Raw genomic sequence first — 12,099 nt, 5'->3', positions numbered from 1 at the left:
GTGCAGCAGCGCGGATACTCCATCGCAGCCAGCCGGCCGTCACGGAAAGACTGCAGAAATTGAGCCAGATGGTCGGAGAACCTTTGACTATGCGTCATGGTCGCGGTATTCAACTGACCCCCGCCGGTGAGGCGCTACTGACTACCGCCCAACGTATGCGTGAAGTCATCGACGAGTTCGAGGATATGATTTTACGTCGCCAACGCCTGCAAAGCGGGGTTTTACGCATCGCGGCTACCAATACCGTGGCCAACTATTTTTTACCGGAACGCCTGGTTGCTTTTCAGCAGCAATTTCCTGATGTGGAAATCCAGTTGCGCGGAGGGGTTATTGACTGGGAAAGCATTGCTTTGTCTGACTGGGATTTATTCTTTCTGGAAGGTGGTCTGGATCTGGAAGGTTTGCCTTCCTATTACGCCGTAACACCCTGGCTGGATGATGAAATCATGACGATATTTCCGGAAGGACACGCGTTGTTGCAACGCGATGTTCTGAATCTGGAAGATCTGATGGCCTACCCTCTGATCTGGCGCGAATCGGGTTCGGGAATCCGCCGCTCCGTCGAAAAAGTTTTTCGGGATGCCGGGTTGAACCCCAGACAGTCCATTGAGGTGACAGGTGTTGAGGCGGTCGGTGCCGCTGTGGATGCCGGGCTGGGCATCGGTTTTGTGACAGCCGCCGCCTTACTATGCCGAAAAGATTGGCGTGTACAGGCGCGGCGTCTGCCTGCACCGCATGGCATCCAGTGGACTTTATATATGGCCAGACCACAGCCAGCTTATCAGTCTCACACCATACGCGCTTTTTTGGAGTTTCTGGAAACCGCTACGGTAGGACTTCCGTTGATAGGCCGATATGTGATCAATCCAGACGCTGAAATTCACTCATAACTGGTCACCGGTAGATTACGAATCGACACCACGACGGAGCACAAATACCAGCTCCTCAAAGCGATTGGTATCCGTGGATCCTTCCTCACGCAAGTCGATGGAAGACAGGTGCTGTACGGCCCAAGAGGGCTGGTAGAGTGCGCAGACTTCGGCCTCGGGCACGGCAAAGGGTGGGCCTTGCCGGGTTTCCTGGGGATAATCCAGGGTGATGAGCAGGATCGGTGGCCGATGGGGAAGAATATCCCGTAATTTTTCGGTGTAGGCGCGGCGCAATTCCGGGGGAAGGGCGATGAGTGCGGCCCGATCATACACGGCGGTAATATCCTTCAATTCTGCACCGGTGAGGTCGAAAAAGTCTCCGCAAAAGATTTCGACAGGACCCGCCTGCCAGCGTTGAAAGGCACCCACGCTGTCCACTTGCGGATGCAGATGGTGTTCCTGAAAAAACTCCTGGACAGCAATAGGGCTGAGTTCGACGCCGCGCACCCGATAGCCTTGCTCGACCAGCCACAGCAGGTCCAGGCTCTTGCCACACAGCGGGACGAAAACTGTACCCCCTTGAGCGACTTGCAGACGATCCCAAAAGGCGGGGAGTCGTGGGTGAACATCCGGACGGTGGAAGCCGATGCGATGTTCCTGCCAGCGTTGCTGCCAATACGCCTGATTCATATGGTTTCCTGTTCTTGCGCTTCCCGGCACTGCCGGGCCATGGCGACCAGTGCTGTCCGGGCTTCCTGCGGGCCGGTAATGGGCTCAGGAAAATCAAAGCGCAGCAGCTTGCCATCAGCACGTAAATCAAAACCATCGTAGTCAATGCCCACCATTTCTACATCAACAGCTTCGCAAGCGCACAGATGACGACAATAATCGCGCATATTGTCGCGATGATCAGCATTCATATGGGCAAGAATCCCTGCTTCAGCTTCTAGCAGTGCCGCTGTGGGTGGAGGTGCATAATGTTCAGGTCGCACCCAGTGGATTTTGCCGAAACCGCCAATATAGCGAATGTTTTCGACCTGAATCCGATAGAAATAAAAATCATGGGCAGCGAAGTAATCCTGTGCCTGGGGTAAATAGCGCAGATAGCGTTCTCCAAAACCATTTTTGTCGGGCAAGCGGGCAGCGCGCCCTGTTAAAGTCACCCGGCCCACGGCTTGCGCATCGTCTGCGCAGGGATAAACCAGCAGGCTCACCCGGGGATCGGCATCAATATTTTTGGTGTGTTCGGCCAGATTGGAGATGAGAATGACTGGATTGCCTGCGGCGTCAAGCACAAAAGGACTGACCGAGGCAAAAGGATAGCCTTCCAGTTTTTTGGAGAGTGTGCAGAGCGATCCATTATGGTAGCTGCGTACGAATCGCCTGGCTTCTGCGCCAATGGCAACTCCCTGGTCAATAGGTGTCATGAGATTATCCAGACTGGGGGCATTCAGCCCAACCTCTGCAGTCTAAAGAGTGATTATTTATCTGTCGATGATTTGCCACTTGGCGAATGCCTTCATTCACATTATCTTCACCCAAAAACCGGATGAGCGTAAATCCCATGACCTTGATGAAAAAGTCCCTGCTATACCTTTTGTTGCCTTTTTTTCTGAATCCATTGCCGGCTTCGGCAGAAGCTTCGCTGTGGCAACAAGTCCAGCATTGGGGCAAGGAACAGTGGTCCATGGCGACAGCAACCATGCCGCAATCGCCAGTCACTGTTCCGGCGCAGGGGAGCATCGAAGTGGCTTTTTCTCCGCCGGGAGGGGCAACAGCCGCCATCGTCCGCGCCGTGGACGGCGCCCGCCAGCGGGTCTGGGTGCAGGCCTACAGTTTTACCAGCGCCCCTATTGCCAAGGCGGTTTTGCAGGCGGCACGTCGGGGGCTGGATGTTCAGGTGGTGCTGGACAAAAGCCAGCGTACCCAGAAATATTCCGTGGCGGACTTTTTTGCCAATCAGGGCGTGCCCGTATTTATTGACGATCAGCATGCTATTGCCCACAACAAGGTGATGGTCATTGATGCAGACACCCTCATCACCGGCAGTTTCAACTTCAGCAAAGCGGCAGAACAGGCGAATGCCGAAAATCTACTGATTTTTCGGGGAAATCCCGCACTACAAAAGCTTTACGCCGAGAATTTCCGCTTTCATCTCAGCCATTCCACCCGCTACCAGCCGCGTCATGGTCTGGACTGACGGCAGCTGTTACGAGCAATTCAGACCAGCCCCTCCAGCAATTGCACATCCACCATGCTTCCGGCTGGAGCACCCTCGGCTTCGGCGGCCAGAATAATCAGGCAATCCGCATGGGCCAGTCCACTCATGATGTGCGAAGCCTGTTGACCGACCCCCGCCACCTGCAGACCGTTTTCCCCAGAAATCAGCACGCCGCGCTGAAAGTCGGTGCGCCCCGGTTTTTTCTTGAGGGAATGTGCCAGCGGTATTTTGAGAACGGTGGGCGTCCAGGGGGCGCTTTTCCCCATACGTTTGAGGATGCAGGGCTGCACGAACTGATAGAAAGTCACCATGGTGGAAACCGGATTGCCGGGTAACCCAAAAAAAGTAGCCTCTCCCAGTTGGCCAAAGGCCAGCGGGCGACCGGGCTTCATGTTCATTTTCCAGAAATTGATGCTGCCGATGCGTCCCAGCAGTTCGGCAATGTAATCCGCATCACCTACCGACACGCCGCCGGTGCTGATCACTAAATCAGCCATGCCTGCGGCTTGTTGCAGAGTTTTTTCCAGATGCTCCGGGTTATCCAGGATCCGTCCAAGGTCGAGAATTTCACAACCGAGACGTTGGAGCATCCCTTGCAGGGCGTACCGGTTACTGTCGTAAATCTGCCCTGCCTCCAGGGTGCTACCCAGCGGACGCAGTTCATCACCCGTTGAAAAAAAGGCCACACGCAGACGTCGAAAAACCTTGACCTCGGCAATGCCCAGACTGGCGAGCAGGGCCAGTTGGGCGGGTCGGAGCAGTGTGCCGGCAGGGAGGGCCTCGACGCCGGGCTGCAGATCTTCGCCAGCCTGACGAATATTGGCGCCGGGTGCCGGGTGCTGCCGGGGAAGGATGGTTTTATTCTGAATTTCTGCCTGTTCCTGAATCAGGACGCTGTCTGCACCCTCTGGCATGACGGCACCGGTCATGATGCGCACGCACTCACCAGGCCCGACTACACCCGTGAAGGGATGTCCGGCAAAACAATGCCCAATGAGCTGTCGGGGCTTTTCGCCGTCACTGCTGCGCAGGGCGTAACCATCCATCGCCGAGTTCGGCCAGGCGGGGACCGCTTGCGGTGCGCGTATGTCTTCAGCGAGAACCCGTCCCAGTGCAGCACTGAGGTGCAGAACTTCGGTATCTGTCAGGGCCGGGCTGCTGGCAAGAATGGCAGCGCGCGCTTCCTCAACACTTTTGGCCATGGGGTCATGTTCATTATCACTACAGCAGTGAGCCATTCAGGGTTCCTCGTGTATCCAGTGGTGAATAAATTGCGCAATGCTTTCAGGGGCATTGAGGTCCAGTACCGCGCAGTGTGTGAGTAAGGTCGCATCGCTGGCTACGGCAATAATCCGGTGATCTTCTGCGGCCAGCAAAGGTTTTTGCAGCGCCGGGCGGTGTACCTCTATTTTCGGAATGGGCAAAGCCTTGTTCCCCTCAATCAACAGCAAATCTGCAGGCGCAGGCAAGCTGGCAACAATGCTTTCCAGAGTGACCTGTTCCGGCGCCGGACAGGTAGTGAACCAGCGCTTTGGGCCTTGAAGCATGACCGTTTCGGCACCGGCCTCACGCAGGCGATAACTGTCTTTTCCGGGGGTATCCCAGTCCACGTCATGATGCGTGGATTTGACCATGGCGATGCGTAAATCCGCTGCGCGAAGCAGGGGGATCAAGGCACAGAGCAGGGTGGTTTTTCCGCTACCGCTATATCCTATAACACCCAACGCTTTCATGACAGATCCTCGGGCAAGTTACAATTGTGCAGAACGGCTTCATCCAGATGCAGGGTGGCGTAATCCAGATCACGAAACCAGTCCTGAACCCGCCGTCCGCCTTGATCCAGATAAGCTTGCAGGTGGGGTAAAAGACGGCGATGACATAAGACGAGTACCGCATGCCAGCGCTGGTCGCTGCGCACCACGACCAGATCCTTGTCCATTTTTACCTGCCACATCTGCCGCAACAGATCGTGGGGGAGGAGCGGACTGTCCACGGGAATACTGACCACCCAATCCTGACCGGCAGCGGCCAGTCCGGCACTCAGGCCCATAAGTGGACCCTCAAAAGTGGCGCAGGAGTCAGAAATAACGGGGTAGCCTAAGGCCCGATAATCTTCGAGCTGACGATTGGCACTGATCAGAATTTCTGCACTGTCTGCCTGCAGGATCTGGATGGCATGGGTAATCAGAGGAGCATTGCGCCAAAGGACCCAGCCTTTATCCACCCCGCCCATGCGCCGGCCAGCCCCTCCGGCAAGAATCAATCCGGTGATCGGGAGCGGTGGAAGAGCCGATGAGGAAACAGTTTGCCGGTGGTCCATGCTATTTAGCTGCTGCCCTGTCATAAAAGCCTATGCTATCCTTCCACAATTCTCAGGCAAGTAAAACCCGGAGCAGGTATGTGGGATTGGTTGCGGGGCAAGTCAGGGCCGACTGCTCCCCCCCGTGGTGTGGTGGTGGATGCTGGTATTCCCAATCAGGAGCGCGTCGCAGAATTGCCGCTGCCCGAAGCACTGTTTGTGCTCCATTACAATGGCTTCGCAAAGCTCCCGGAAAATGCCGAGTTGCGGCAATTACTGCTGAACACGGCGCGTAATGGTGATTTTTTGCGCGATTTGCCCCGGGCCAGTGCCCGGCGTCTGGAAGAAAGTGCTGCCCTGCAGTCCCGTTTCGGCATAGAGCTGGAAACCGTCGTGCAATTTTTCAAGGTGTTGCACAGTGAAATTACCCGCCGCATGTATATTGATGCAGCCCGCAAGCGCGAGGACGTCGCCGGGCTGCAATTTACCCTCCGTGACCCTGCCGGGGCCGATGCCCGGGTATGCGCCATTGCCGAGGCCAATCCCTATGATTTGGGTGTTGGTACTTACCCTTTTACCCATATTCCCGAGAATCCGCATCCGGGAACAGAAAACCCCTTTATTATTCGTATTGTTATGAAAAAGGATCTGGCATGAAAAAAATAGCAATTTTCCCGGGTGACGGGATTGGACCCGAAATTGTGGACGCGGCCCGACTGGTGCTGGATGCCGTGGACCAGGCTGCAGGCCTGAATTTGCAATGTACCGATGGATTGGTCGGTGGTGCCGCCCTGGATGCGACCGATGACCCCTTGCCTGAAGCTTCCCTGCAATTGGCCATGGCGGCCGATGCGGTCATTCTGGGTGCTGTCGGTGGCCCGCGCTGGGATGGTCTGCCGCCGGCCAAGCGTCCTGAGCAGGGTTTGCTGCGCCTGCGCAAGAATCTGGATTTGTTTGCAAATTTGCGTCCAGCACAAATTTTCCCGCAGTTATTGAGTGCATCGCCACTGCGTCCGGAGCTGGTGCGGGATGTGGATATTCTGGTGGTGCGCGAGCTGACGGGCGATATTTACTTTGGTCAGCCCAGAGCTGTGGAGCTGGTGGACGGCAAGCGTCGTGCCTACAACACCATGGTGTATGATGAGGACGAAATCCGGCGCATTGCCCACGTTGCCTTCAAGGCAGCACAGGGTCGCCGTAAACAATTATGTTCGGTGGACAAGGCCAATGTGCTCGAAACCACTCGTCTCTGGCGCGAAGTGGTGACTGAATTGGCAGCGGAGTATCCCGATGTCCACTTAACCCACATGTATGTGGACAATGCAGCGATGCAGCTGATTCGTGCCCCTTCCCAGTTTGATGTGCTGCTCACAGGCAATATGTTCGGTGACATTCTGTCGGATGAAGCGAGCCAACTGACCGGCTCCATCGGTATGTTGCCTTCGGCTTCCCTGGGCGAAGGGCGGGGCATGTATGAACCCATTCATGGCTCTGCTCCGGATATTGCCGGGCAGGATAAAGCCAATCCGCTCGCCACGATTTTGTCTGTGGCCATGATGTTGCGTCATTCTCTGGGCAACGAAGCATGGGCACAACGGGTGGAAACGGCGGTTCAGAAAGTGCTGGATGAAGGACTGCGGACGGCCGATATTGCCGCAGCCGGTGAGGCCGTAGTCGGAACCCGTGCCATGGGCCAAGCCGTGGTCAAGGCATTGCAACTCTGAGGATGAACGAAGCATGAAAAAAACGCATTACAACGTGGCGGTACTGGGGGCAACGGGGGCCGTCGGCGAAGTCATGCTGCAAATCCTCGAGCAGCGCAAGTTTCCCGTTGATCAGCTTTACCTGTTGTCCAGTAGTCGCTCTGCAGGGGGGCGGCTGCCGTTTCGGGGTAAGCAGGTTCTGGTGCAGGATGCGGCCAGTTTTGACTGGTCCCAGGTGGATATCGGCTTGTTTTCCGCCGGGGCCAAAGTCAGTGCCCAATTCGCGCCCTTGGCGGCGGAGGCGGGCTGCGTCGTCATTGATAATACCTCCCAGTACCGTTATGACGACGATATTCCCCTGGTGGTCCCGGAGGTCAATCCCCAGCGTATTGCCGATCATGTGAATCGGGGCATTATTGCCAATCCTAATTGTTCCACTATCCAGATGTTGCTGGCTTTGAAACCCATTGCCGATGCCGTGGGTATTGAGCGCGTGGTCGTGGCCACCTATCAGGCGGTCAGCGGGGCGGGTAAGCGCGCCATTGAAGAATTGGGACAGCAGACGATGGCCCTGTTCCGCCACGAAGAGGCTGTCTGCGATGTTTTCCCCAAGCGGATTTCCTTCAATTGTCTGCCTCAGATTGATGTGTTTCAGGATAATGGATACACCAAGGAAGAAATGAAAATGCTCTGGGAAACCCGAAAAATTCTGGAGCTTCCTGACATCGCGCTGACGGCAACCTGCGTGCGGGTGCCCGTATTTTACGGCCATTCCGAGGCGGTCAACGTGGTGACCCGTGACCCGATTACCCCGGAGGCCGTGCGGGCCTTGCTGGAAAAAGCACCGGGCGTGACAGTGGTGGATAATCAGGAGAAGAATTTATGGCCATCGGCTCTGGATGCAGCAGGCCAGGACACCACTTATGTGGGGCGCATTCGCGGGGATTGTTCCCATGAGAAGGGCATTAATTTCTGGGTGGTGTCCGATAATATTCGCAAGGGCGCGGCATTGAATAGTGTGCAGATTGCAGAGTTGTTGATTCGCGACTATTTATAGGAACACTGCGGGTTGAAAGTGGCCCATTGCAATACGCTTGCGTTACAGAAAAATGAGGAAATAACAATGGAGAGAAAGAATTGGTTGTGGGCCATGGCCGGAATGGGCTTACTCTTGCCAGGCCTGGCTCAGGCACTGGGGTTGGGATCCCTGCAGGTCTTGTCTGCCCCCGGAGAACCCTTTCGTGCCGAAATACCCATCCAATCAGTAACCCCTCAGACTGCATCCAGTCTTAATGCCAGCCTGGCTCCTAACAGCGCGTTTGCCATGATCAATCTGCCACAGGCTCCGACCCTTGAGCATTGGCAATTTACGGTGCGGCGTGGGAGTCAACCCGCCATTCTGATTTCCAGTCCTCTACCCGTGAGTCAGCCAAATTTACAGTTTTTGGTACAGCTCAACTGGTCGGGGGGGCAGTTAGTCCGGGAATACTCGGCGAGTGTTGCGAATGCCGCTGCAGCGATGCCCCTGGTATCCAGCCCGGCACCCGTTGCCCCGTCGGCAATTTCGCCAGCGAGTGTGCCAGCGACCGAATCTGTGGCGCAGCCTCCCGCACCCGCTAGACTGTACCATGGTTGGTCGCGGGTAAACCGTTATGGCCCTGTTCCGGTAAACAGCTCTCTGTATGATATAGCGCAGTCTATCACTAACAGTAATGCAGTTACTCTGGATCAGGTCATGTCGGCAGTCGTCAAGGCCAATCCACAGGCCTTCAAAAATGCCAACCCGACCTATTTGTATGCGGGAAGCATGCTGAATTTGCCCACTGTGAATCAGGTGCAGGCCATGACTCCGGCTCAGGCTACAGCCTGGTTGTCAACCCAAAGTCAAGCGGGAAGTGTGGCGTCCCTTCCTGCCACTCAAACCTCACGGGCTGCGACTTCCACTTCCACAACCCAACCACAAAAAGCTTCCACAAGTCCCACCGAAAGTGCTACGCATCTGGTGCTGTCCAGTGCGCCAGCCAATGCAGTAGCTGCCAGTGCTGAGACGGCATCTGCCACTAGTTCGCCTCTGGCAGTGGACACCCTGGCCCTGCAGACGGAAAATCAGAAGCTGAAAAGTGAAGTAACGGGCCTTGGACAGCGTTTGAGCGCAGAAGAGCGTTTACTGGCCAATCAGGGCGTCCAGTTAGCTACGCTCTCGCGCAATAGTGCCAATAGTAGTCTATTCAACAACATCCCACTATTGATTTCTCTGGGAGGCAATCTGCTGCTGCTCATCCTCTTTATATGGATGCTGCGCCGTCAGAAAGAATCGGAAAGACGTCAGCGTGAGGTTTCTCAACGTCTTTCCACACTGAACAGTAGCAAATCGAAACCGGTTGCCGAGCCCCCGGTTGTTGCACCGGCACCGGCATCGGCACCGGCTGCCGCATATAGTGCGGCAGCGGAACCGGCAATAACTCCTCCAGCCGTTTCCACGCCAGCACCGACTCCGACTCCTGCCTCCAAAGAGGCGGCGGTGGAGGAGATTGTGCCGGTTACTGAACTGGCTCCAGTGCAAACGCAAGGCGAAGATCATGACGATGTGATGGAAATTGATCCCATCGAACAGGCGGATCTCTACCTGACTTATGGTAAATCCGAACAGGCCATTACGGTAATGAATGAAGCGCTGGATGAGAATCCCAGACGCAAGGAGCTTTATGTCAAGCTTCTGGATATGTATGCCACTCTGGATCGTCGAGCAGATTATCTGGATTTGGCAGAACGGATGCGTGGCCGCTTTGGTCCCCACAACGCCGCCTGGCAGGAAGTGGCTGCTCAGGGGTCCCGCCTGTTTCCGGGGAATGCCTTGTTTGCTTCGGAGGATGAACGCGAGGCGGACGTAATGGTCAAGCAGGCTCCCGTAGAAACGCCTGCTGATAAAGTGCAAGAAGCTCCGGCCACTGGACATGATGCAGACGATATGCTGGATTTTGATTTTTCCCATGGGCAGGTTGCGTCTGCTGCGGACGAATCCTTTCCTGCCGATGAAAAAGACCGCTTGTTGCAGGATATTGATGAACAATTCCGGTTGATGGATGCAGAACATTTTCATGCTGAACAAGTGACTGGCGAGGGGGAATCTGCAAGTCATGAGCCCATCCCGACTCCCGAGGCGCCCAAGGCCGAAGCCCCGAGTGCGGAAGATACGCTGCCATTCTCTTTCGGGCTGTCACCTTTTGAAGAAGAGCGAGCTCCGGCTGTTCCTGCCAGGGAACCCGATCCCGAGCCTGAAGCGCTTCGCGAAATGCCCAAGCCGGCCATTGTTGAGGAGACGAGTCCTGCAGCCGAAGACTGGGATGCAGTCGGGACCAAGCTGGATCTGGCCAAAGCCTATGTCGAAATGGGAGACAGTGAATCGGCGCGCGACCTTCTCGAAGAGGTGAGCAAGGAAGGGAGTAGTGCTCAGCGCGAAGAAGCCCAGAAAATGCTCGAAGACTTGTAATTTGTCCCCTGACGTTCTGGCAGATACCCCAAGGCCCGGCATACGCTGGGCCTTGGGCGTTGAATATGATGGCAACGGTTTTTGTGGCTGGCAGCGTCAGTTGGGTCAGGCCAGCGTGCAGCAGTCTCTGGAGGAAGCCCTCAGTCGTCTGGCCGGGACGGCTATTCGGGTCACTGTGGCAGGGCGGACCGATACGGGCGTGCACGCGCTGTGCCAGGTGGTCCATTTTGATGCACCCGTGCAGCGTTCTGCAGAATCCTGGCTGCGGGCCACCAATACTTACCTTCCAGATGGCGTGGCAGTGCGCTGGGCGCAGCCGGTATCGGCGCATTTTCATGCCCGATTTTCGGCAACGGCCAGACGCTATCGCTACGTGATTTTAAATCGCCGGGAAAAATCGGCGTTATGGCGCCATCACACCGCCTGGGTGTACAGCCCGCTAGCCATTGAACCCATGCAGGTGGCGGCGGATTTGCTACTGGGTACCCATGATTTTTCTGCTTTTCGGGCTTCATCGTGTCAGGCCAATAGTCCCGTCCGCAGTTTACATCGCCTGACGGTCAGCCAGCGTGGTGACCTGATTAGTATTGATGCCGAAGCCAATGGATTTTTGCACCATATGGTGCGTAATCTGGCCGGTGTTTTGATTGCCATTGGTCGTGGTGATCAGTCTCCACAATGGGCGGCAGAGGTCCTTGCCAGCCGGGATCGTTGTCAGGCCGGAGTCACCGCCCCGCCTGGAGGCCTCTATTTTGTTGCACCGCGCTATCCGGATGAATTCGCTTTGCCCGTCGATGCAGTGGATCCCGGTTTTCTGACGGGTACTTGAAGGCCTGCCATCCAGCATCAGTAATAGCTGTGGATGTGGGTTTATCCCGATGGCAGTGTTAGAATGCGCTGATGATACGGGCGAAAATATGTGGCATAACGCATGTGGGTGATGCTCTAGCGGCGGCACGAGTTGGCGCAGATGCCATTGGCCTAGTGTTTTATGAAAAAAGCCCGCGTGCGGTATCAGTTTCCCAGGCTCGGGAGATACTTCAGGCATTACCCCCTTTTGTGAGTTCGGTCGGACTTTTTGTTAATGCTGATCCGGCTGGCATAGAAAGGATTCTGGATGATTGTCCATTGGATACTCTCCAGTTTCATGGAGATGAAACGCCTGATTTCTGTCGGCGTTTTGGCCGTCCCTATCTGAAAGCCTTGCGTGTCTCGGGAGAAGAAGACTTGCGCCGCCCGGTCGATGATTATTTTGACGCTCAGGGCTTGTTGCTGGATTGTGCGGTAGCTGGACACTGGGGTGGTTCCGGACAGAGCTTTGTCTGGTGGAAACTGCCGGACTTGGGCAAACCTCTGATTCTGGCGGGTGGTTTGCGTGCCGACAATGTGCAGGAAGCCATCCGCGTGGCTTGCCCTTATGCGGTGGATGTCAGCAGTGGCGTAGAGCAGTCGCCGGGTATCAAGGATCATGACAAAATGGTGCAGTTTATGGCCCAACTGCAAGGGTTTTGAGGAGA

At 55.8% G+C, this 12,099-nt stretch carries 13 protein-coding genes; 8 read left to right on the top strand and 5 right to left on the bottom strand.

Annotated features, from left to right (window positions below; all coding sequences use genetic code 11):
• Positions 1 to 890, top strand: an 890-nt coding sequence (locus BLW97_RS10040) for a LysR substrate-binding domain-containing protein (RefSeq protein ID WP_075323058.1), incomplete at its 5' end; no start/stop codon positions are given.
• A gap of 15 nt (positions 891 to 905) precedes the next feature.
• Here BLW97_RS10040 and BLW97_RS10035 read toward each other — a convergent pair.
• Both BLW97_RS10035 and BLW97_RS10030 read right to left on the bottom strand, forming a co-directional pair.
• On the bottom strand, positions 906 to 1,559 hold the full coding sequence (locus BLW97_RS10035; RefSeq protein WP_075323057.1) for a thiopurine S-methyltransferase: 654 nt from the start codon (positions 1,557 to 1,559) through the stop codon (positions 906 to 908).
• On the bottom strand, positions 1,556 to 2,296 hold the full coding sequence (locus BLW97_RS10030) for a HugZ family pyridoxamine 5'-phosphate oxidase (protein WP_075323056.1): 741 nt from the start codon (positions 2,294 to 2,296) through the stop codon (positions 1,556 to 1,558). The genes BLW97_RS10035 and BLW97_RS10030 overlap by 4 nt, the downstream gene beginning before the upstream one ends.
• A 137-nt stretch (positions 2,297 to 2,433) precedes the next feature.
• On the opposite strand from BLW97_RS10030, the gene BLW97_RS10025 reads away from it, so the two are divergent.
• Entirely contained in the window at positions 2,434 to 3,069 is a 636-nt protein-coding gene (locus BLW97_RS10025) for a phospholipase D family nuclease (protein WP_010642108.1), read from the top strand.
• 20 nt (positions 3,070 to 3,089) lie between these two features.
• On the opposite strand, the gene moeA is transcribed toward BLW97_RS10025, so the two are convergent.
• From moeA to mobA, 3 genes are read right to left on the bottom strand one after another with little or no spacing between them, the layout of a single operon-like run.
• Positions 3,090 to 4,328: a molybdopterin molybdotransferase MoeA gene (gene moeA, locus BLW97_RS10020; RefSeq protein ID WP_075323055.1), complete on the bottom strand. Its 1,239-nt coding sequence runs from the start codon at positions 4,326 to 4,328 to the stop codon at positions 3,090 to 3,092.
• Positions 4,329 to 4,823, bottom strand: coding sequence for a molybdopterin-guanine dinucleotide biosynthesis protein B (gene mobB, locus BLW97_RS10015; protein ID WP_010642104.1), 495 nt, complete (start codon positions 4,821 to 4,823; stop codon positions 4,329 to 4,331). It lies immediately after the preceding gene.
• Positions 4,820 to 5,410: a molybdenum cofactor guanylyltransferase MobA gene (mobA, locus tag BLW97_RS10010; protein ID WP_075323054.1), complete on the bottom strand. Its 591-nt coding sequence runs from the start codon at positions 5,408 to 5,410 to the stop codon at positions 4,820 to 4,822. The genes mobB and mobA overlap by 4 nt, the downstream gene beginning before the upstream one ends.
• 78 nt (positions 5,411 to 5,488) lie before the next feature.
• Here mobA and BLW97_RS10005 point away from each other — a divergent pair, with 78 nt between their 5' ends.
• The 6 genes from BLW97_RS10005 to BLW97_RS09980 all read left to right on the top strand — a co-directional run bounded on the left by BLW97_RS10005 (position 5,489) and on the right by BLW97_RS09980 (position 12,094).
• A complete protein-coding gene (locus tag BLW97_RS10005; RefSeq protein WP_075323053.1) occupies positions 5,489 to 6,046 on the top strand; it encodes a hypothetical protein in 558 nt (185 codons plus the stop codon).
• On the top strand, positions 6,043 to 7,113 hold the full coding sequence (gene leuB / locus BLW97_RS10000; RefSeq protein ID WP_024894252.1) for a 3-isopropylmalate dehydrogenase: 1,071 nt from the start codon (positions 6,043 to 6,045) through the stop codon (positions 7,111 to 7,113). Before BLW97_RS10005 ends, leuB begins: the two co-directional genes overlap by 4 nt.
• A gap of 13 nt (positions 7,114 to 7,126) precedes the next feature.
• On the top strand, positions 7,127 to 8,149 hold the full coding sequence (locus BLW97_RS09995; RefSeq protein WP_075323052.1) for an aspartate-semialdehyde dehydrogenase: 1,023 nt from the start codon (positions 7,127 to 7,129) through the stop codon (positions 8,147 to 8,149).
• Positions 8,150 to 8,215: 66 nt separating this feature from the next.
• Positions 8,216 to 10,582, top strand: coding sequence for a motility hub landmark protein FimV (locus BLW97_RS09990; protein WP_075323051.1), 2,367 nt, complete (start codon positions 8,216 to 8,218; stop codon positions 10,580 to 10,582).
• 1 nt (position 10,583) lies between these two features.
• The gene (truA, locus tag BLW97_RS09985) at positions 10,584 to 11,411 is read left to right on the top strand and encodes a tRNA pseudouridine(38-40) synthase TruA (protein ID WP_207650588.1); all 828 of its coding nucleotides are present in this window, start codon (positions 10,584 to 10,586) and stop codon (positions 11,409 to 11,411) included.
• 71 nt (positions 11,412 to 11,482) lie between these two features.
• Positions 11,483 to 12,094, top strand: a complete 612-nt coding sequence (locus BLW97_RS09980) for a phosphoribosylanthranilate isomerase (protein ID WP_029316400.1) — start codon at positions 11,483 to 11,485, stop codon at positions 12,092 to 12,094.
• Positions 12,095 to 12,099 lie beyond the last annotated feature (5 nt).

Origin of the sequence: Acidithiobacillus albertensis (assembly GCF_001931655.1) — a bacterium.
Lineage (GTDB): Bacteria > Pseudomonadota > Gammaproteobacteria > Acidithiobacillales > Acidithiobacillaceae > Acidithiobacillus > Acidithiobacillus thiooxidans.
The sequence above is the reverse complement of the archived record's forward strand: the minus strand, read 5'-3'. Positions and strand labels throughout refer to the sequence as shown.

Bases quoted from the DNA above. Each gene is read 5' to 3' on its own strand.
- BLW97_RS10035 (WP_075323057.1), bottom strand. From the start codon at position 1,559: ATGAATCAGGCGTATTGGCAGCAACGCTGGCAGGAACATCGCATCGGC.
- BLW97_RS10030 (WP_075323056.1), bottom strand. From the start codon at position 2,296: ATGACACCTATTGACCAGGGAGTTGCCATTGGCGCAGAAGCCAGGCGA.
- BLW97_RS10025 (WP_010642108.1), top strand. From the start codon at position 2,434: ATGACCTTGATGAAAAAGTCCCTGCTATACCTTTTGTTGCCTTTTTTT.
- moeA (WP_075323055.1), bottom strand. From the start codon at position 4,328: ATGGCTCACTGCTGTAGTGATAATGAACATGACCCCATGGCCAAAAGT.
- mobB (WP_010642104.1), bottom strand. From the start codon at position 4,823: ATGAAAGCGTTGGGTGTTATAGGATATAGCGGTAGCGGAAAAACCACC.
- mobA (WP_075323054.1), bottom strand. From the start codon at position 5,410: ATGGACCACCGGCAAACTGTTTCCTCATCGGCTCTTCCACCGCTCCCG.
- BLW97_RS10005 (WP_075323053.1), top strand. From the start codon at position 5,489: ATGTGGGATTGGTTGCGGGGCAAGTCAGGGCCGACTGCTCCCCCCCGT.
- leuB (WP_024894252.1), top strand. From the start codon at position 6,043: ATGAAAAAAATAGCAATTTTCCCGGGTGACGGGATTGGACCCGAAATT.
- BLW97_RS09995 (WP_075323052.1), top strand. From the start codon at position 7,127: ATGAAAAAAACGCATTACAACGTGGCGGTACTGGGGGCAACGGGGGCC.
- BLW97_RS09990 (WP_075323051.1), top strand. From the start codon at position 8,216: ATGGAGAGAAAGAATTGGTTGTGGGCCATGGCCGGAATGGGCTTACTC.
- BLW97_RS09980 (WP_029316400.1), top strand. From the start codon at position 11,483: ATGATACGGGCGAAAATATGTGGCATAACGCATGTGGGTGATGCTCTA.